Annotated in this window: 25 protein-coding genes and 1 pseudogene; 11 read left to right on the top strand and 15 right to left on the bottom strand. The window is 38.0% G+C overall.

Going from position 1 to position 17,938, the window contains the following annotated elements; all coding sequences use genetic code 11:
- Positions 1 to 426: 426 nt before the first annotated feature.
- Positions 427 to 654, top strand: coding sequence for a helix-turn-helix domain-containing protein (locus tag JEU79_RS20205; protein ID WP_198265521.1), 228 nt, complete (start codon positions 427 to 429; stop codon positions 652 to 654).
- A 287-nt stretch (positions 655 to 941) separates the two neighbouring features.
- Here the strand turns inward: JEU79_RS20205 and JEU79_RS20200 are convergent, their stop codons facing one another.
- Complete coding sequence (locus JEU79_RS20200) at positions 942 to 1,805, bottom strand: IS3 family transposase (RefSeq protein WP_198263029.1); 864 nt, start codon at positions 1,803 to 1,805, stop codon at positions 942 to 944.
- Between the two features lie 101 nt (positions 1,806 to 1,906).
- Between JEU79_RS20200 and JEU79_RS28935 the strand changes: the two are divergent.
- The 3 genes and pseudogenes from JEU79_RS28935 to JEU79_RS20195 all read left to right on the top strand — a co-directional run.
- Positions 1,907 to 2,083 (top strand): annotated as a pseudogene (locus JEU79_RS28935) (IS30 family transposase); the annotation flags it as partial.
- A 530-nt stretch (positions 2,084 to 2,613) separates the two neighbouring features.
- Complete coding sequence (locus JEU79_RS25815; protein ID WP_214660638.1) at positions 2,614 to 2,838, top strand: hypothetical protein; 225 nt, start codon at positions 2,614 to 2,616, stop codon at positions 2,836 to 2,838.
- 238 nt (positions 2,839 to 3,076) lie between these two features.
- Positions 3,077 to 3,481 carry a hypothetical protein gene (locus JEU79_RS20195; RefSeq protein WP_198265520.1) on the top strand — a complete coding sequence of 135 codons (405 nt, stop codon included), beginning with the start codon at positions 3,077 to 3,079 and terminating at the stop codon, positions 3,479 to 3,481.
- Between the two features lie 11 nt (positions 3,482 to 3,492).
- Here JEU79_RS20195 and JEU79_RS20190 read toward each other — a convergent pair whose 3' ends face one another.
- The 6 genes from JEU79_RS20190 to JEU79_RS28930 all read right to left on the bottom strand — a co-directional run bounded on the left by JEU79_RS20190 (position 3,493) and on the right by JEU79_RS28930 (position 5,608).
- Complete coding sequence (locus tag JEU79_RS20190; protein WP_425511191.1) at positions 3,493 to 3,786, bottom strand: CatB-related O-acetyltransferase; 294 nt, start codon at positions 3,784 to 3,786, stop codon at positions 3,493 to 3,495.
- 35 nt (positions 3,787 to 3,821) lie between these two features.
- On the bottom strand, positions 3,822 to 4,337 hold the full coding sequence (locus JEU79_RS27750; RefSeq protein WP_198265519.1) for an IS66 family transposase: 516 nt from the start codon (positions 4,335 to 4,337) through the stop codon (positions 3,822 to 3,824).
- Complete coding sequence (locus tag JEU79_RS27745; protein WP_198265518.1) at positions 4,259 to 4,702, bottom strand: IS66 family transposase; 444 nt, start codon at positions 4,700 to 4,702, stop codon at positions 4,259 to 4,261. The genes JEU79_RS27750 and JEU79_RS27745 overlap by 79 nt, the downstream gene beginning before the upstream one ends.
- A gap of 4 nt (positions 4,703 to 4,706) precedes the next feature.
- Positions 4,707 to 5,027 (bottom strand): IS66 family transposase zinc-finger binding domain-containing protein, encoded by a 321-nt coding sequence (locus JEU79_RS27740; protein ID WP_198266090.1) that lies wholly within the window; start codon positions 5,025 to 5,027, stop codon positions 4,707 to 4,709.
- Entirely contained in the window at positions 4,961 to 5,350 is a 390-nt protein-coding gene (locus JEU79_RS20170) for an IS66 family transposase (RefSeq protein WP_198265517.1), read from the bottom strand. Before JEU79_RS20170 ends, JEU79_RS27740 begins: the two co-directional genes overlap by 67 nt.
- A gap of 162 nt (positions 5,351 to 5,512) precedes the next feature.
- A complete protein-coding gene (locus tag JEU79_RS28930; protein ID WP_425511190.1) occupies positions 5,513 to 5,608 on the bottom strand; it encodes a hypothetical protein in 96 nt (31 codons plus the stop codon).
- An 85-nt stretch (positions 5,609 to 5,693) separates the two neighbouring features.
- On the opposite strand from JEU79_RS28930, the gene JEU79_RS20160 reads away from it, so the two are divergent.
- The gene (locus JEU79_RS20160; RefSeq protein ID WP_198265516.1) at positions 5,694 to 5,924 is read left to right on the top strand and encodes a hypothetical protein; all 231 of its coding nucleotides are present in this window, start codon (positions 5,694 to 5,696) and stop codon (positions 5,922 to 5,924) included.
- On the opposite strand, the gene tnpA is transcribed toward JEU79_RS20160, so the two are convergent.
- The 5 genes from tnpA to JEU79_RS20140 form a co-directional block, all read right to left on the bottom strand.
- Positions 5,816 to 6,064 carry an IS66 family insertion sequence element accessory protein TnpA gene (gene tnpA / locus JEU79_RS28925; RefSeq protein ID WP_425511189.1) on the bottom strand — a complete coding sequence of 83 codons (249 nt, stop codon included), beginning with the start codon at positions 6,062 to 6,064 and terminating at the stop codon, positions 5,816 to 5,818. The two genes, JEU79_RS20160 and tnpA, sit on opposite strands and share 109 nt — an antisense overlap.
- A gap of 229 nt (positions 6,065 to 6,293) precedes the next feature.
- Positions 6,294 to 7,499: an O-antigen ligase family protein gene (locus tag JEU79_RS20155; protein ID WP_198265515.1), complete on the bottom strand. Its 1,206-nt coding sequence runs from the start codon at positions 7,497 to 7,499 to the stop codon at positions 6,294 to 6,296.
- Between the two features lie 7 nt (positions 7,500 to 7,506).
- Complete coding sequence (locus JEU79_RS20150) at positions 7,507 to 8,367, bottom strand: glycosyltransferase family 2 protein (protein WP_198265514.1); 861 nt, start codon at positions 8,365 to 8,367, stop codon at positions 7,507 to 7,509.
- Between the two features lie 37 nt (positions 8,368 to 8,404).
- The gene (locus JEU79_RS20145) at positions 8,405 to 9,085 is read right to left on the bottom strand and encodes a BUD32 family EKC/KEOPS complex subunit (RefSeq protein ID WP_198265513.1); all 681 of its coding nucleotides are present in this window, start codon (positions 9,083 to 9,085) and stop codon (positions 8,405 to 8,407) included.
- A gap of 12 nt (positions 9,086 to 9,097) precedes the next feature.
- Complete coding sequence (locus JEU79_RS20140) at positions 9,098 to 9,979, bottom strand: Rpn family recombination-promoting nuclease/putative transposase (protein WP_198265512.1); 882 nt, start codon at positions 9,977 to 9,979, stop codon at positions 9,098 to 9,100.
- A 153-nt stretch (positions 9,980 to 10,132) separates the two neighbouring features.
- Here JEU79_RS20140 and msbA point away from each other — a divergent pair, with 153 nt between their 5' ends.
- Genes msbA through JEU79_RS20125 form a run of 3 tightly spaced genes read left to right on the top strand, consistent with a single transcriptional unit; the run spans position 10,133 to position 14,757 of the window.
- A complete protein-coding gene (msbA, locus tag JEU79_RS20135) occupies positions 10,133 to 11,881 on the top strand; it encodes a lipid A export permease/ATP-binding protein MsbA (protein WP_198265511.1) in 1,749 nt (582 codons plus the stop codon).
- Between the two features lie 25 nt (positions 11,882 to 11,906).
- Positions 11,907 to 13,496, top strand: coding sequence for an acyl-CoA ligase (AMP-forming), exosortase A system-associated (locus tag JEU79_RS20130; protein ID WP_198265510.1), 1,590 nt, complete (start codon positions 11,907 to 11,909; stop codon positions 13,494 to 13,496).
- 13 nt (positions 13,497 to 13,509) lie between these two features.
- Complete coding sequence (locus JEU79_RS20125) at positions 13,510 to 14,757, top strand: pyridoxal-dependent decarboxylase, exosortase A system-associated (RefSeq protein ID WP_198265509.1); 1,248 nt, start codon at positions 13,510 to 13,512, stop codon at positions 14,755 to 14,757.
- 74 nt (positions 14,758 to 14,831) lie between these two features.
- Here the strand turns inward: JEU79_RS20125 and JEU79_RS20120 are convergent, their stop codons facing one another.
- Positions 14,832 to 15,245, bottom strand: coding sequence for a hypothetical protein (locus tag JEU79_RS20120; protein WP_198265508.1), 414 nt, complete (start codon positions 15,243 to 15,245; stop codon positions 14,832 to 14,834).
- A 104-nt stretch (positions 15,246 to 15,349) separates the two neighbouring features.
- Positions 15,350 to 15,820: an Rpn family recombination-promoting nuclease/putative transposase gene (locus JEU79_RS20115; RefSeq protein WP_198265507.1), complete on the bottom strand. Its 471-nt coding sequence runs from the start codon at positions 15,818 to 15,820 to the stop codon at positions 15,350 to 15,352.
- A gap of 235 nt (positions 15,821 to 16,055) precedes the next feature.
- Between JEU79_RS20115 and JEU79_RS20110 the strand changes: the two genes are divergently transcribed.
- The 3 genes from JEU79_RS20110 to JEU79_RS20105 all read left to right on the top strand — a co-directional run bounded on the left by JEU79_RS20110 (position 16,056) and on the right by JEU79_RS20105 (position 16,795).
- Positions 16,056 to 16,274 (top strand): ComEA family DNA-binding protein, encoded by a 219-nt coding sequence (locus JEU79_RS20110; RefSeq protein WP_246540431.1) that lies wholly within the window; start codon positions 16,056 to 16,058, stop codon positions 16,272 to 16,274.
- Positions 16,262 to 16,372 (top strand): hypothetical protein, encoded by a 111-nt coding sequence (locus tag JEU79_RS28920; protein ID WP_425511155.1) that lies wholly within the window; start codon positions 16,262 to 16,264, stop codon positions 16,370 to 16,372. Before JEU79_RS20110 ends, JEU79_RS28920 begins: the two co-directional genes overlap by 13 nt.
- A gap of 207 nt (positions 16,373 to 16,579) precedes the next feature.
- Positions 16,580 to 16,795, top strand: a complete 216-nt coding sequence (locus JEU79_RS20105) for a hypothetical protein (RefSeq protein WP_214660637.1) — start codon at positions 16,580 to 16,582, stop codon at positions 16,793 to 16,795.
- A 298-nt stretch (positions 16,796 to 17,093) separates the two neighbouring features.
- Here the strand turns inward: JEU79_RS20105 and istB are convergent, their stop codons facing one another.
- Positions 17,094 to 17,855, bottom strand: a complete 762-nt coding sequence (gene istB / locus JEU79_RS20100) for an IS21-like element helper ATPase IstB (RefSeq protein WP_425511178.1) — start codon at positions 17,853 to 17,855, stop codon at positions 17,094 to 17,096.
- Positions 17,856 to 17,938 lie beyond the last annotated feature (83 nt).

Below are 17,938 nucleotides of genomic sequence, written 5' to 3'. Positions count from 1 at the left end.
TGGTACTAAAATATTCTAAAAAGCTAATATATTGATTTTCAATAAAAACATCAATCATTAAAGCAGAGAAGAGTCCATTAAGAGGTTGTCAGGCTTTTTTTTTCATTGTTTTTCTCATTGTTTTTAACATTGGCTTCTCAATTTTCAAATGTATTAATATGCCAAATAAAACAGACAAAATAGCTTAGATTCAACTCATAAGTGCAACACTATTTGGTTGTATTTGTGATATTTGCTGGTTTATCGCTGGCTCATGAAATTCCCGGGGTGGCCGAGCGTAGCGATGGCCACCCCGGGAATTTCATGAGCCAGCGACGCGCCTGACGGCGCTACTAAAAAAATCATAAGTACAGCAATGATTTGCTCGAAAAAATGGCCAATTGCTTGTAAAATCGGCCATTTTCTCCTGCAAGAGTAAAGTGACTTATGAGAACTTACAAGCAATTGACACAAGAACAAAGATACTACATTTCGACTGAGATTAAAAATGGCATTTCCCAGTCTAAAATTGCTCAGGCGATTGAGGTGAGTAAATCTACTATATGCCGTGAAATTAAACGCAACGCTGGTTTACGTGGCTATCGATTTAAGCAAGCTCAAGAAAAAGCCGTTAAGCGTCGCTACAATGCTTCTAAAGCAATTAAAATGACTTGATGTGTCAACACTTTTCCGGACAGTTTTCTAAATATTTTTTTGGCTGTTTCAAGTGATTTTTGTCATTTTGTATTTCCTATCATTTTAGTTTCTCATGTTAACTTTAAACAGATGAAGAGAAAGGGCTTTGCCCTCTGGAACGATAGAGCCGTTCCATTCACCCAAGGTATTTTCACAACGGTAATGATCCTGTTACAATATCTTCACGGCACAGGCTGAGGAGCCGATGGCCGTCAACGGTAATGGGCGGCATTTATGTCGCCTTTTACCCTCTTCAATCAATCGATTTAAGCTATTTCCTGCTGTATTTCATAATCGACTGGTGACAAATAATCATTAGCCGAATGAAGTCGCTCCCGATTATAAAATACCTCAATATATTCAAATATTGCCTGCTTTGCTTCTACTCTGGTTTTGAATCGACAATGGTGCGTCAATTCAGTTTTCAAACTATGAAAGAAGCTCTCTGATACAGCATTGTCCCAGCAATTTCCTTTGCGGCTCATAGACTGAATTATGTTATGATCCGACAATATTTTTCTATGACTATCAGAGGCATATTGGCTACCTCGGTCAGTATGCCAAAGCAATCCATCCATTGGTTTACGCTTCCATATGGCCATCAGTAAAGCATCATTGACTAGCTTGGCTTTCATTCGCTCATCCATCGACCAGCCAACAATTTGCCTAGAGAATAAGTCAATGACAACCGCTAAATATAACCAGCCTTCCTTGGTGGCAATATAGGTAATATCACCCACATAGTAGCGATCAGGTTGAGAGACAGTAAACTCTCTTTCCAGTAAATTTGGAGATATACGCTTATTATGCTTGGAATTAGTCGTCGCTTTAAAGCGTCTCTTCGTTTTACAAAACAAACCGGCTTTTTTCATTAATCGACCAATTCTCCGGCGGCTTATATGAACGCCTTTTTCAGCCAGTTTTCTTTTTAAGACGACGGGTTCCATAAGTCTTGCGACTGTCTTCAAACAGTTTTTTAGCTGCTCAGTAAGCGCTTCATTTTCTTTCTCTCTATCCGTTTTAGGAGAGCTAACCCAATCATAATAGCAACTACGGGAAACATCCATAAAACGGCACAGAATCGTTACCGGGTAATCTTTAGCCTGATCAGTTATCCATGCGTACTTCACAAAGTTTCCCGGTTTTTTTTGTTTGATCATTCATTTTAGGTCACACTTTTTATCTTTTAGTTATTTTAAGTTGTGTGTCCGGTTAAGTATAGCCACATTATAGACAATATTTTCCTAAAGATACAGACTTTAAAGAAGTGACTGATAAAGAGGTTTACAACATGATGGAAAAACTTAATAATAGACCTAGAAAGGCACTCGGCTTTCAAACACCATTCCAGGCAATGAAAAAATCATTTGCAAGAACTGGAATTTCCTGCGTTGCACTTCAGAGTTGAATCCGCGTCAGGAAATTATGGCTGATTTCAAATTTAATTATTTTAAGGCATTTCTTGCTGCACTTGTTTTTTTAATTTGTCTTCTCGCTTTAGCTGAAACAAAACATCAAACAAAATTTCTGTATTTTAATTTTTAAATAAAAGGATGTTTTCTTGAAATCACCCGCTAAGAAATTTATTCGCGCTTTTCTAGTCAGTTTGATTGCACTAATCATAATTTATGGTGGTCTTTTTTTATCTTGCTATTAGTACGGATCTAAAAAATAATTTTTGGTTGCGTGAAGTAATTGAAGCAAAAACTTTATTGCAGAGCAAAGTCAGGATGAAACGCGACGAATTATAATTCTCTCAGGATCTAATTCTTTGTTGGGTATTAATAGTGAAGAAATTGAAGCCTTTACTGGAATCAAAACAATTAATTATGGCTTACATGCGGCACTGCCTTTTTCTGATATGATCCATAAGTTAGAAAAATAGCTAAACAAGGAGATATTGTTGTCCTGCCATTGGAAACCGATATTTATACTCGCTTGGAAGATGAAGATTATTCTCGATGGTTGATGAAGCAAGTTTTTAATTGGCATCAAGATTTTTTTTATAATTTAACATGGGATAAGAAGTTAAAATTTATGTCTATGGCACCTATGGAGCTGGTTTTTAGAAATATCTCTAACCGCTTTATAACAAAGAAAAGAAACAAAATTAATAGTCGATTTAAAACGAGATTCTCGATGGTTGATGAAGCAAGTTTTTAATTGGCATCAAGATTTTTTTTTATAATTTAACATGGGATAAGAAGTTAAAATTTATGTCTATGGCACCTATGGAGCTGGTTTTTAGAAATATCTCTAACCGCTTTATAACAAAGAAAAGAAACAAAATTAATAGTCGATTTAAAACGAGAAAAGAATTAACCGATAGTCTTAAAAATATTTGGTCAGGTAAAAACAAAATTGAAAAAAAAATAAAAAGAGTCCCTATACCTATCTGTCTATGAATCAATGGGGTGATTTAACTTGGAATTTTAAAGAAAATAGTCAAGAAATTGAAGCCGATGCATATGATAGTTTGTTATTAGAGCCATCTGAATATTTCATTGAACACTATAAAATACTTTTACAATTAGCTCAGCAGAGAAATCTTCAATTAATATTTACTTGGTCAGTATCATTGAAAAGTGCATTGTTTAATTTAGATGATTTTGAAGATAGACAAAAAGTACAGAACTTTAAAGCTAACTTAAATAAAATAGGTATTGATATTGACATAAAAGGTGAGCTAAAGGATGTTCATTTTACTCAAGATTTCTTTTTTGATACCTCTAAACATCTTAATCAGGAGGGTGTTAAAATAAGGACTCAGGCATTAAAAAACGTTATTCGAGAGAATATTCGTTAAAGTTGTTCATGTTAAGGTTTATTATTTTGCTTTCTGAATAAAATTTTTAATATTATGGTCAAGAAAAAGATGAATGTTTTTTTAATTTTTTCTTCTGGCCAATTCCACCACCTAATATTTAATAATTCTGATATTGTTTCAGAGTCAAAACGATATTTTATATGTTTAGCGGGATTCCCTGCAACGATGCTATAGGGTTTTACATTACGAGTAACCACCGCACTGTTACCTATTACTGCACCATCACCAATAGTGACTCCTGATAAAATTATTGCATTGCCACAAATCCAAACATCATTACCAATAATAAGTATACGTCAAAACTTCCCACGTTGACGTATCATTCCACTTTATTTAAAGGCTGAATTTTTTCAGTCAAATTCCATGGCAACAATTGCTCTAAAGCCTCATCATCATAATGCCTGCCCAGCTTAGGTAACTCAGTCAGAATGTGTGTTAAAAAGGCAAAGGGCTCTAGGTTGTTTGCTTTCGCTGTTTGCACGATTGAATATAAAATAGCACTGGCCTCAGCACCACGAGGATTTTGGTTCATGACCCAGTTTTTGCGCCCAATCACAAAGGGTTTGATCCGCCGCTCTGCCATATTATTATCAATCTGGAGGTTGCCCTCTTCAAGATAGACAGTCAGATACTTCCATTGATTGATCACATAACGAATAGCGACACCCAACTTACTGTCTTTTGTTGTTTTAGTCACTTTATCATCACACCACTTTTTAAAGTCATCCAGTAGTGGTTTGCTTTTTTCCTGACGGATCAGGTAACGTTGTTCAGCATTGAGCGGTTTGATTTGTTTTTCAATCGCATACAATTTAGCAATTTTACTGATCGCCATTTGTACCATGCCAGGCTTTTTCTGACTGTTCTTGGGTAATGCTTTAAGGCATCATGGAACTTGCGACGAGCATGTGCCATGCAGCCTAATAAAGTGACTTCACTGTTCTCATTTTCGAATATATGATAACCGGGAAAGCCATCCGTTTGCAGGTAACCTGAAAACCCCGTTAAAAAGGTTTTGGCATGTTGGCCTGCACGAGTAGGCTGATACTCATACAAAACAATGGGACACTTGGAATGATAGCCGCCACTTTGATAGAGCCACATATAAGATTTAGGGCAATTCTCACGTCCATCATGGATCACTCGCATCGTTGTTTCATCGGCCTGGATGATTTTCTGCCTAATGAGATAATACAACAACCGATTATAAAAAGGGTTTGAGTAATTCAGCTGATTTAAGCACCCAGTTGGACATACTGGCTCTGGAAAGTGTTATCTTATAGCGTTTAAATATCGCTTCCTGTCGATAGAGAGGCAAGCTGTCTAGGAATTTAGAAACAATGATATAGGCCAGCAGGCTGGGTGATGCAAAACTTCTAGGAATGGGCTGTGCAGGCTTAGGAGCAGTTTTAACGCCTTCCTCACAAGCACGACAGGCATATTTAACCTGAACATGTTCTACAACATATACCTGAGCAGGAACAATTTCCAGTTGCTCTGAGGTCTCTTCACCAATTTCATGCAAGTGATGACCGCAGTCACAGACTTGTTCTGCTTCAGATAACTCATGACGAACAACTTTACGAGGTAGGTCTTTAGGTAAAGGCTTACGACCGGGCTTTTACGCTCATAAGTAATGGTTTCACGGACTTCCGGTGCTTCTTCGGCGAACGTTTCTGCCTCATTAAAGAAGTCGGGGTGAACTTCTTTTTCACTGGAAGTACCAAACCGTTTATGTTGCAACAGACGAAATTGTTCCTCATACCAGTCCACTTTTGACTGGAGTTCAAGCACCCTGTTTTTGAGCGTTGGTATCTCTTCTGGTAGTATTTTGTCTGTTGAACTCATGCGTTATATTATACTAAAATGAGCGTTAAATGCTTGTATTTATTCTGTTTAATGCGCATCTAAAGGGACTTTTTTAGTTGTTTTCCAGACCATGAATTTCAGGGTGAGCATGGTGTTGTGTGCAAGATAAACCATCCAGTAACCACTGTAATTCTCTCAGTGTTAACGAAAGAGTGGGTTGTTCTTTTTCCATCGGCCACTGGAATTTCCCTTTTCAAGTGTACGATAGTAAAGCCAGAAACTACGCTCCCAGTACAGTATTTTAAGTTTATCTCGCTGACGATTACAAAAACAAAGACACTGCCATCAAAGGGATTGTGTTCCAATTGCTCTGAGACAATCAGTGATAGCCCATTGGTTGCTTTTTTCTCATATCGGTAACACCAGAAACCAGATAAACCTGATTGACTGTGATGCCCGTTATCATGAAACAGTCCTGAGCAAATCCAGAAGACTTGAGCTGATTCAGGTTGTATCAGAATTGATTTCCAAACTGAAACCATTGGAATGGCTTACTTTAATTGCATTGCTTGTGGGGAATTCAGTGTTGACCTGTTTTGATGAGCTAACATAACCCAACTTCTTTCGATAATAGCTAAAAATATGAGAGGGTATCTTATGTTGTTGACAATAAACTGCCTGGCTTAAGTTACTTCTATGTGTTGCTTCATAATTGACGTTTACATAACATTTAAGGGGGAAGTGGTGACCCAGTCTAGGCGATGTTCACCGCCGAGATAGATTTGTACATAGGCAGAAATGGAGCAAAATGCGCCAATTTTAAGAGTACTTCCTTCATGCCAATCATGTACCTCAGGTACACCATAGGAGCCTTTTCCAATGCTATATTTAGGGTATTTTTTTTTGAAACGCCTTGTTTGCCTTTCAAATTTTGATAATTTTTTTCTTTTTTTTCGCCAGGGTAATATCTTGTTGATTAAATTCATAGGTCTTTATGTGGTTGTTGTGACTGAGAGGTTAATCGCTGGTATTCAGCAACAAATAATAAGGCAATGGGTAACCAAGTGAGAAACCAGACTTCTTTAGGGCGTGAGAAGAAACTCATTCCTTCTGTCATGCCGGCACTCATGCCGTAAACTAATATTGCTGTGCCCAGTTGTGCATAAATAGATGACTTGTTTTTCAGATAGATGAAAAATAAAGAAATGAGTAAGCTTACCCATATAACTAAGCCGATAAGCCCTAAGTTGTATGTGAGACCAATGTGGATATTATGAGTGTCTGAGAATAATGTCTTTAATCCGTCAATATAAATATTGATGTTGGTTCCTATGCCATAGCCAAAAAAGGGTTTATGGCTAATTTTATCAAACGCTATTGACCAGATTTCTGGACGGAATGATAATCCTCTTGAAGTGAGTTGCTCAAAATTAAAAAAGGCATAAATACTAGCTAAACATCCTATTATAAATAAAAAATAGAGTGTTTTTTTGCTACGATGCATCCAAAGTAAAAGTACCAATGCTGCGCTAAGGCCAACTAAGGGAGTCCGAGATAGCGTTAAAATAATAAAGCTGATGAGACCGACAAATATTAAAACCAGTCCGATATTTTCTATTAACTTTAGATCCTTTGAAAAGTAATAGGTCATAATAAAAACGCTAAATACGCCATAAATATGTGAGGAAAGTAATGGGTTTGATAGGTTACCCATACCAATTATTCTAATCTCAATAGTTTTACTTTGACTGAGGTATTCAGAATAAATACTATAATAAGCAGCAAGTGAATATAGGATTGCGGCCACTAATAATAATTGTAGTAGACGTTGTGAGTTTTCTTTGTTGATTACAATGAGAGAAAATATAAATAAGAGTACAATTAGCATACGTTTAAAATATTTCAAGTCTTCTATTGATGGATCATTCCAGAATACGCTAATTAAGGCATAAGACATAAGTATAAGTAATGTTTTAAAGCTTTTAGATGATAATATAGGAATGAATGTTTTATATTGAGTTGTGAGTAAGACAAGGCTTGGTAATATTAAAAAAAGATAAATTTGTGTATGGTATGCGCTGATGCTTTTGAAAAATAAGATACCTGTTAAAAAGAAAAAAAATCCCAAGAGTAAAATGTAGCGACTAATAATTGTATTTGTATTATTTATATATTCAGATGTTTTCATCATGATGTTATCGCTTAATTGATGGTTTGGGTAAGCATAAATGAAATAGTCCACGGAAAAATTTTAAATTATAATATTGGGGGGCGATTTGTTTAAGAATTTTCCAGGCATAACGGCGATCTTTTTTGGACACCTTTAAAAACATACGTAAAAGTACCTGATTTTTAACATCAAGGTAATTTGGCTCGTTTTTGTATTTTGAATAAGTTTGCATCAAACTTTCAGTCATAAACTGATAGTTTTTATATGAGTTGCTGCTATGTTGACGGTAATAAGCAAATATATCGTTAAGGACTGCAATTGTATGCCCTGCATGAGTGATTTTTAGCCATAAATCCAAGTCTTCTAAATTGCACTCGGTGCTGAACCCTTTAACTTTCCTTAATATATCAGTGCGAATCATCACCGTTGGGGCGGGTGGGATTTGTTTGGGTTTTAAAAAAAGCATTTCAAAATCAGCTTCATGGTAAGTGTTGATCCGTTGTTTTTGTTTAATAGTACCTTGATCATCTATACAGATAATACTGCCACCAACAACGGCAATATCTTCACGTTGCTCAAGAAAAGCCACCTGCTTTTCAGTTTTATCTAGCATGAGAATATCATCAGAACCAATGGGAGCAATATATTTCCCTTGTGCTTTTTTTAGGGCTTTATTAAGCGTTCTGGTCAAGCCCTTGTTTTCCTGCCGTTCAAAAGAAAACTGATGTTTTTTGCTCAGTTGCTCCAATATATCTGCACTATTATCAGTTGAACCGTCATCAATAACAATTAGTTCAATGTTGTCATATGTTTGGCGAACAATACTTTCAACACAGGCGGTAATATAGTTCTGGTGGTTATAACAAGAAACAATAATGCTAACCAAGGGAGATTTGCTTTCCATGTGTTTACAGATATCCGAATTATTGATGCTTAAGTTTAAGTTTGCTGCAGGTCTGAAAAAATTGCTTTTTGAACCAATTGTTAAGTTGATTATTGTTAATTTTGTAATGTTGTAAATAGGTGTTTTCTAAGGCGTGACTCTGTTGAATGAATTTAATATCTTCATCAATCCGAAAAATATGCTTTAAATTCCTCAGGCGTTTAAACATACCCAATGAAAAAGGGCTAATACTCATATCTGAAATATCAATCAGACCAAATTGTTTGTCTGGCGTGTAAATGATATTGCCAAAGTGAGCAGAGCGAAAATAAATGCCCTTGGCATGTAAAATTGCAATAAATTCTCCCAACTGCCCTAAGAACTCATCATTATTGCAGTGAGAGTGCTGTTGCAGATATTCTCTCACCATGACGCCCTCTAATTGTTGATAATGCACGGCTGTGCGTTTAATGTTTTTAATGTTATAAAGCGCCAGTATTGTCACTGTTGGAATATTCAATTGTATTAATTTTTGGGCATTTTTGGCAAAGCGACGGGCTGGTGAGTAAATGGTGGCTTGAGAGATGAAACGCTTGACTCGAAAAAGTTTAATAATGGTGTGATCACTGAGTTCAAGCACTTTTTTGCCAAATTCATCATCGGCTAAAACTAGTGCATTTTGGCTTAACTTATTAAATTCATCGAGTGTTAGCTTTTTCATTAATAATTATTTTTAAAGTCCTAAAATACGCTTTGTTTCTTCGATACTTAAACCAGCCACTTGAGCAATAATATTCAGTTCTACGCCAGTTTGATGCATGCTTGCCATCATTTGTTCAATACCTTGCTCAAGACCTTGTTCAATACCTTGTTCAATACCTTGTTCAATACCTTCATCATAGGCGGTGTCGAGTGAATTTTTTAGATCGCGGTATTGTTTTAGGCTTTCCTCATATTGCTCATATTCTTGTGGATCAAATTGAGCAATTTCAGCTTGTTCAAATAATTGAGAGAATATTTTTTCTTGTAATTTCTTGGGCCGATCAGTCAATTGGTTTAGATTTTTCAAGATATAAAGCCATTTATCAAAATGTGTCTCGAGTTCGCATTCTGTTTTATTGAATTTGGGCATTTCAAGGTAGATATAAGTGAGCTTGTCAAAAAATACCTGGCCAGTTTTGATATTGACCATTTTTACTTCATGATGAAAAACCTCGTTGTCAGTTTTGTCTTCTTCAAAGATAAAATCCAATATGCCGATGGTATAGACTGCTTTGAGTTGAAAATTCCAATCACCTCGTTCAGCTTGTTGTTGTATTGGAAAGGTAGAGTAGTAGACGCTACGATCTTTAAAGTAGTTTTGGTTGGCTTTTTGTAGTTCAACGATAAATTTCTTACCGCTCTCGTTTTCACAATAGATATCAAAAATCGCCTTGCGATCGGTGTGGCAAGGTGCCAATTGTTCGGTGCTCAAATAATTGAGTTCAATAATGGTACCGGTTTCTGAGCCAATGACTTCATTGAGAAAGTCAATAAGTAAAGGTTTATTGAATTCCGTGCCAAAAAGTTTCTTAAAGCCAAAATCAGTAAAAGGATTGATGTATCTTTCTTTCATGGTCAGTCACATGTGAAATCGTTTGTTATTTCTGACGATAATAACATATTTCTCACCAATCCAGACTAGGCCAAGTTAAAATAGGTAAAAAATATTGGTATCAAATATGCTATGATCATCTTTTTTATATCTGATTAATTAAATGGAAATGCTGTGAACTCAGAAACTCAGCCATCAGGCCTCAAGGTCTATCTTCGCTTGCTGCAATACGTCAAACCCCACTGGAAAATATTTGTCCTGAGTGTGCTGGGCTATTTGCTTTATTCAGGTTCACAGCCGTTATTGGCTAAAGTTACTGGCTGGTTGACCGATGCTGTTTACACCAAAGATGCAGAAGCTGTTTATCTAATCCCCTTGAGTTTATTGGCCATTTATTTTGTGCGTGGTCTAGGGGGCTTTATCGGTACTTATTTCATCGCCAAAGTGTCTTTTTCAGTTGTTCATACCTTACGTACCGAGATGTTTGATAACATGGTGCGCCTGCCTAATAGTTATTATGAGCAAAATAATTCAGGCCATTTAATTTCTATGCTGACCTTCAATGTGGCTCAAGTCACTGGTGCGGCCACTGATGCGGTGAAAGTCATTGTCCGTGAAGGCATTACCGTGATTGCTCTATTAGGTTTTTTGTTTTATTCCAATTGGCTTTTATCTCTTACCTTTTTGGCTATTACGCCTTTAATTGGCTTTGTTGTTGCGTATGCGAGCAAGCGATTTAAAAAACTCAGCAAAAAAATTCAAGTGACCATGGGCGATATTACCCATATTTCTTCAGAGGCCATCAATGGCTATAAAGAAGTGAAAAGTTTTGGTGGTGAATTGTATGAGCAAGAACGGTTTTTATCGGCCAGTAGGAAAAATTATCGTCAGAATATGAAAATGGTACTGACTTCTGCCATAAATACCCCTGTGTTACAAATGATCGTCGCTTCAGCCTTGGCCACGCTAGTCTTTCTAGCGCTGACTTTTCTTGATGAGATGCAGTCGGATGATTTTATTGCCTATATCGTTGCAGCGGGCTTGTTGCCTAAGCCTATTCGTCAATTGAGTGAAGTGAATGCTACGATTCAAAAGGGTATTGCAGCAGCAGAAAGTGTTTTTCGGATCATTGATGAGACACCTGAACAGGATAAGGGAACACTTGAGGCGAGCTCAATTGAAGGGCGTCTTGAATTTAAGGACGTGAGCTTTAAGTATCCCTATACCGATAAAACGGTGATTAAAAATATAAGTCTTATCATTGAGCCAGGTCAAACGGTGGCTTTTGTCGGGCGTTCGGGTAGTGGAAAGTCAACTTTAGTGAGTCTTATATCCCGATTTTATGATCTAAAAGAGGGTGATATTTTATTAGACGGTCGATCGGTACATGATTATTCTCTACAAACATTGCGCTCAAAAATTGCCTTAGTCACCCAGGATGTGACGCTCTTTAATGATACGATAGAAAAAAATATTGCTTATGGCAGCTTGAGTCAGCATAGCCGAGAAGCCGTGGAGCAGGCGGCAGAGTCAGCCTATGCGATGGAGTTTATTGTCGAGCAATCTGATGGTTTAGACACTTTGATTGGTGAAGATGGGGTCTTGCTTTCGGGGGGGCAAAGGCAACGCCTAGCCATATCTAGGGCCTTATTAAAAGACGCACCGATTTTAATTCTGGATGAAGCAACATCGGCTTTAGATACCGAGTCAGAGAGAAAAATTCAGGCCGCATTGGAAAATGTCATGACCGGTCGTACGACCCTAGTCATTGCGCATCGATTATCGACAATTGAGAATGCGGACCTAATTGTGGTGATGGACAAGGGCGCTATTCTTGAAATGGGCAGTCATGATGAGCTCATCAGCAATAATGGTTTTTATAAGCAGTTACATAATAAGCAGTTTGATATTGATAATGACTGATTATAAGATTAGCTAAGAGTGCCCTATGCCTTATTTATTACATGATTTAACTCAGCATGCTGCTCGAAATTTTGCTCATAAAGAGGCGCTTCTGTTTAAAACAGAGGTGGTCAATTATCAAACATTAAATGAGCGTATTAAAGTTACCGCTAAGGGTTTATTAGCCCTCGGAATAAAGCCTTCTGAGCGTATTGCCATTTACCTGCCCAAGTGTATTGAGTCTGTCGTCAGCATGTTTGCGTGTTCGGTGACGGGCGCATGTTTTGTGCCGATCAATCCTGTCTTAACCGCCCAACAAGTCAACCATATTCTTGCAGATTGTAGCGTGCGTATTCTTATAACATCGAGTGCACGTTTAAAGCAGCTTGAAGGTGTTTTATCTCAATGTGTTCACCTGCAGACTGTTGTTTTAGTGGATTGGATAAAAGTCGATGCTATCAGCTTGCCACTGATAAATATCATTCAATGGGATGACATTCAATCAAAATGTATAGAACAGCCGGAATTTAGTCGTCATGATACGGATGTGGCGGCGATTTTGTATACCTCAGGGAGTCGAGGTCATCCTAAAGGGGTTATGCTCTCTCATCGAAACCTGCTACTGGGTGCAAAAAGTGTTGCTAAGTATCTCAATAATACGGCGGATGATCGTATTCTGGCGGTGTTACCTTTGAGCTTTGATTATGGTTTAAGCCAATTGACTACGGCCTTTAGTGTGGGTGCTACGGTCGTATTGATGGATTATTTACTACCACGCGATGTCATCAAAGCCATAGTTTGTTACCAGATTACGGGCTTGGCTGCCGTGCCGCCGCTTTGGATTCAATTAGCACCATTAGACTGGCCAGAAGAGGCGAGGCAATCGTTGCGTTACTTCACTAATTCAGGTGGCACATTACCCGTAGAAATATTAAATGCTCTGAGGCAAAAGCTGCCCAATAGTCAGGCATTTTTAATGTACGGCTTAACAGAAGCTTTTCGCTCCACTTATGTGCCACCAGAAGCACTTGATTCTCATCAGGCTTCTATCGGTATCGCCATACCTAATGCGGATGTTAGAGTATTGCATGAGGACGGCAGTGAATGTGACGATAATGAGCCGGGTGAGTTGGTGCATAGTGGTGAACTGGTGTCATTGGGCTATTGGAATTCACCCGAAAAAACGGCAGAGTGTTTCAAAGCCATTCCAGCGACAGCATCAGGTAAGCCTGCATCCAATTGGGCTTTATGGTCAGGCGATACGGTGATACGCGCTAAGGATGGTTTTTTATCTTTTGTTGGGCGTAAGGATGACATGATAAAAACATCGGGCTATCGTGTGAGCCCCAATGAAGTGGAAGAGTTAGTCTATCATTCAGGGCTGGTTAAAGAAGTTGTAGCGCTGGGAGTTGCTCATCCAATGTTGGGACAGGCTATTGTTTTATTAGTCGTGCCGGAAAATAAGGCGCTGGAAAATAAGACGCTTGTCTCTTATTGTAAAAAAAATCTACCCAATTTTATGCAGCCTGCTTGTATTGAGATTAACATAGCTTTAGCGCGTAACCAAAATGGTAAAATAGATCGTAAAGGATTGAGTTTACAATATAGCGATCTGTTTTCTGAGTTGAAAAAATAAAAAGAAACTGCCAATGAAAAAACAATCAGCGCAAAAAAAGTCAGCTCACCATGTGTCTTTAAACTACTTTCCTATGAAAAAAGGACGATTGTTTGTTGGCGATAAGCCATTGGAGCAAGTGGTTGCAATGGTGGGACAAACACCTCTCTATATTTATGACCGACAGCTTATCACTGAACGAATGACATCGTTACGTGAAATACTCCCTGAAAAAATTCAGCTGCATTATGCGATGAAAGCCAATCCTATGCCCGCCGTCGTTCAGCATCTGGCGAGTTTAGTGGATGGCCTAGATGTCGCCTCACAGGGTGAAATGCTGACGGCCATTAATGCTGGAATGCCGCCGGGTAATATTAGTTTTGCGGGGCCAGGGAAAACGGATGCGGAGTTAAAAGCGGCCATCGCGGCTCAAATTGTACTGAACGTTGAGTCAGAAAATGAGCTTAGGCGTATTGATGCTTTTGGCAAAGCGCTGGGCTTAACTCCCGATATTGCTTTGAGGGTGAATCCTGATTTTGAGCTGAAATCATCGGGAATGAAAATGTCCGGTGGTGCCAAGCAATTTGGTATTGATGCCGAGCTATTACCGGAGTTGTTGACACGTTTGGCTGAATTTTCAGTTCATTTTGTTGGTTTTCATATCTTTTCCGGCTCGCAAAACCTCAATAGTGAAGCCTTAATGGATGTCCACAATAAAACCTTTGAGTTAGCAGCACAACTCAGTGAATCAGTGCAGGGTGACTTTGGACAGATCAATATTGGTGGCGGTTTTGGTATTCCGTATTTCCCTGGCGATAAAGTGCTGGATTTGCAACCGGTGGCAGAAAACCTGCAACGCTTATTAACAGCATATCCTCAGTTTAAAGATAAAGAAATTATTATCGAATTGGGGCGTTATTTGGTGGGTGAAGCGGGTATCTATGTCAGTAAAGTGATTGATAAAAAAGACTCCCGTGGTCAGAATTACTTAATTACTGATGGTGGCTTACATCATCATTTATCCAATTCAGGTAACTTTGGCCAGGTGATACGAAAAAATTATCCGGTGCGCATCAGCCAGCGAAAAGAGTCATCCGTATTGGAGAATACAACGGTTGTTGGGCCTCTTTGTACGCCGCTTGATACCCTCGCCAACAAGATGGATCTTCCAAAAGCAGAAATCGGTGATTTGGTGGTGATTTTACAATCCGGCGCCTATGGCAAATCGGCCAGTCCAGAGCATTTTCTTGGGCATCCTGCCGTAAAAGAGTTGTTGCTTTAATTGCGTTCTTGGTTGGCTTGTTAGCCTAGTATCACGGGTATAAGCCAACGATATATTGGCTATCCTTGCACCCTCTATTTGTTCAAGAGTTGTTGCTTCAGCTTCTCAATTTCTTTGTCTTTTTCTTCAGTGGATTGTCGTAATTGATTTAAATCCATTTCAGACTGCTCGAGTTTGCTTTTAGACTGTTCAAGCTTGCTTTCAGAGCGTTCAAGCTTGTTTTCAGATTGTTCAAGTTTGTTTTCAGACTGTTCAAGTTTGTTTTCAGACTGTTCAAGTTTGTTTTCAGATTGTTCAAGTTTGTTTTCAAAATGATGCAAGTCTTGCATGGTCTTTTTAAGTTCAGCCTCAGCAATTTCTTTGTCCTCACGCATGGTGTTTTGCTCGCGCAAATATTCAACGCGGAGCATATAGCGATCATAGGCTTTTTCTTTTTCAGAAAATTGTTTTAATATGGCCATTGCTTCTTCCATCTCTTGAGTATGCATATTGTGAGGTAAGCCATCAACGCTGAAGGCTTTACCGTCTTTAAAGAAATACGTCCAAAGATCCAGATCATTTTCAATCTGAGATTTGTTCCATTTAGATAACTCTATGACGTGTATTTAGCATGTTCTGCTAATTCTAGATTATTTTTTTCATCTCGGAAAGTGAAGCAACTATGAAATCCAGAATAATCCCGAAAAATAGGTTCACATACCAGCCAAATAGAAATGACCGGTTGTAATTTATTCCAGGTTTCTCCTTCGGTTAATTGGCGACTATATAATTCAGCCCAATTGTGCAGCATACGGTATTTTAAGCTTTGTGGCACTGAGATTTGAATTTCAATCTGAAATGTATTGCCATCCTTATCATTAGCCTTAATATCAACGATGCTTAATTTATCATTGAGAAAAATTTTGTCGTTATATGGGTTAACAATCGTGAGATCTTGGATGGGAGACTGGAGGTCATCCTTACAAATAGCATTTAAGAAATTGAGCAATAAATTGATGTGCTCGTTAGAACCAAGAATTGCCTTAAAGACACAGTCGATAGTGGGATCAATAGCGTGTTTCATAAATATCCTTATTTAATCAAGTTGAAAAACTATTTTATATGAAAATAGTACCAATATCAAATGAAAATTCTGATTACTGAATAAGTCATCTGTAAAAAATATCCTACAATTTAAAACTAAAAACTCCGACAAATCCTACCCTGATATGATGACAGTATGGATTATATTTTTCTGTAGAATGCTTAAGCAGTTACACAGGGTAACGAATTAATTTAAATATTTTAAGGAAGAAACAATGAACTTATTAAAAAATGGAATGACCACTATATTACAAGCCCTCGTATTAACCATGCTACTGACCTTTTCTTCGTTGGCAACGGCACAAGAAGTTAATATCAATACGGCAGATGCACAAACCATTGCTGCTAGTTTGAATGGCATTGGCTTAAAAAAGCGGAAGCGATTATTGCCTGGCGCACTGAAAATGGTAATTTCACGGATTTGGCCAGCTTAGAAAACGTCAAAGGCATTGGCCAAAAACATTGGAAAAAAATAAAACCGACATTCAGTTTTGAGCCACTGCATTTAGAAAAGTCGCACTTCTTTCTTTAACGGCTTTCAATTAGAGTTAAACCTAAAAAAATCAGTTGAACCTACTGCGACCGCCTTATGCACTGAACCTTAAGGATTTTCCAGAACATTTTGACTTCACCCGTAGGGTGACTACGAATAAAGCCAAAATAACCTGTAAAACCCTTAATCTTCAGCACCTAAGTCGCTCTCGCTACGATTCAACTGATTATTTTAGGTTAAAGAAGGATGGCGCCAATCATTAAGGATAATGAGATGAATTTTTTTGAATACATGAGCCAAAGTTATGAGGTAAAGGAGTTATCTTATCATCAGGCATTATTAATACTTGCTCAGCTTGTGACGAAAGAAAGAGAAGATAAACATATCACTTTAGGGGATGTCAGTTCGATATTGAATACTCGCTATTCTTTTCGGTCAAAATATGAAATGAAACGTTCTTGATAACTTGTCAAGAACGATGCTAGTGTGTGCTAATACTAGCCAAAGAGTCGATGATTATGAAAGCAATACAAGTCGGTGAGTTGAAAAAAATTTTTCTGATGTTTTAACGCAAATACAAGTATCAGGAGAAAAATATGTGATTGAATATGGAAAAAAGCATGAAAAAGTAGCCATATTGATCCCCTACTGACAGCGGTCTCGTGAATTTGTAAAGAGTTGGCCATTTGAAATTGTTTCGGCCAGATCACCTCAATGACTCCCAGATCAAGTCATGATCTGGGATTTGAATGACTTCCCTTTAACTTTCAATCTGATCTTTCATACGATAGCTTTTTCCTTCAATAACCACTGTCTGAGCATGATGCAGTAATCTATCCAGCAATGCTGAGGTCAATGTGCTGTCATTGTTAAAGATCTCTGGCCAGTCCTTAAAGGCACGATTGGTGGTGATCACCGTTGAGCCCACTTCATAACGACCAGAGATGATTTGAAACAGCATATCGGCTCCATTCTTATCAATGGGTAAGTAGCCCAGTTCATCTAAAATGAGGATTTCAGGTTTAATGTATTTGCGCATTTCCAGTTTCAAACGACCCGATTTCTGTGCCACAATGAGTGAGTTAATGGCATCCACCGTATTTGTAAACAAGACCCGTTTTCCATTGAGACAGGCATGATGACCTAAGGCGGTGGCCAGATGCGTTTTTCCTAAGCCAACGCCACCCAGTAAAATAATATTAGTGTGTTGCTTTAAAAACTGTAGCCGAAAGAGATCCTTGATCTGCAGTTGATTAATTTTCTTTGGCCAGTTCCAACTGAACTGCTGTAGTGTTTTCACAAATGGGAATCGAGCCGTTTTCACTTTACGTTCAATTGCTCTTTCCTGTCGCCTATTATTTTCCAACTCAATTAACTGAGTCAGGTAATTAACATGAGACCAACTGTCTTTATTAGCCTTTAAAGCCGTCTCTTCATAATGCTCGGCAATACCAGGCAACTTAAAGTATTTCAACTGTTCAAGTAGTCTTTCGACTTCTTTATCAGTGGGCATATCAAGCATCATTTGAATGGCTTCACTTTTCTTCTTTGTTTGATTGTTTTGTTTCAAACTGGATGGTTGAGTCATAAGTTGTTCGTAAGCGC

The sequence above is a fragment of the sulfur-oxidizing endosymbiont of Gigantopelta aegis genome (assembly GCF_016097415.1).
Lineage (GTDB): Bacteria > Pseudomonadota > Gammaproteobacteria > GRL18 > GRL18 > GRL18.
This window is presented reverse-complemented; position numbering and strand designations above follow the sequence as displayed.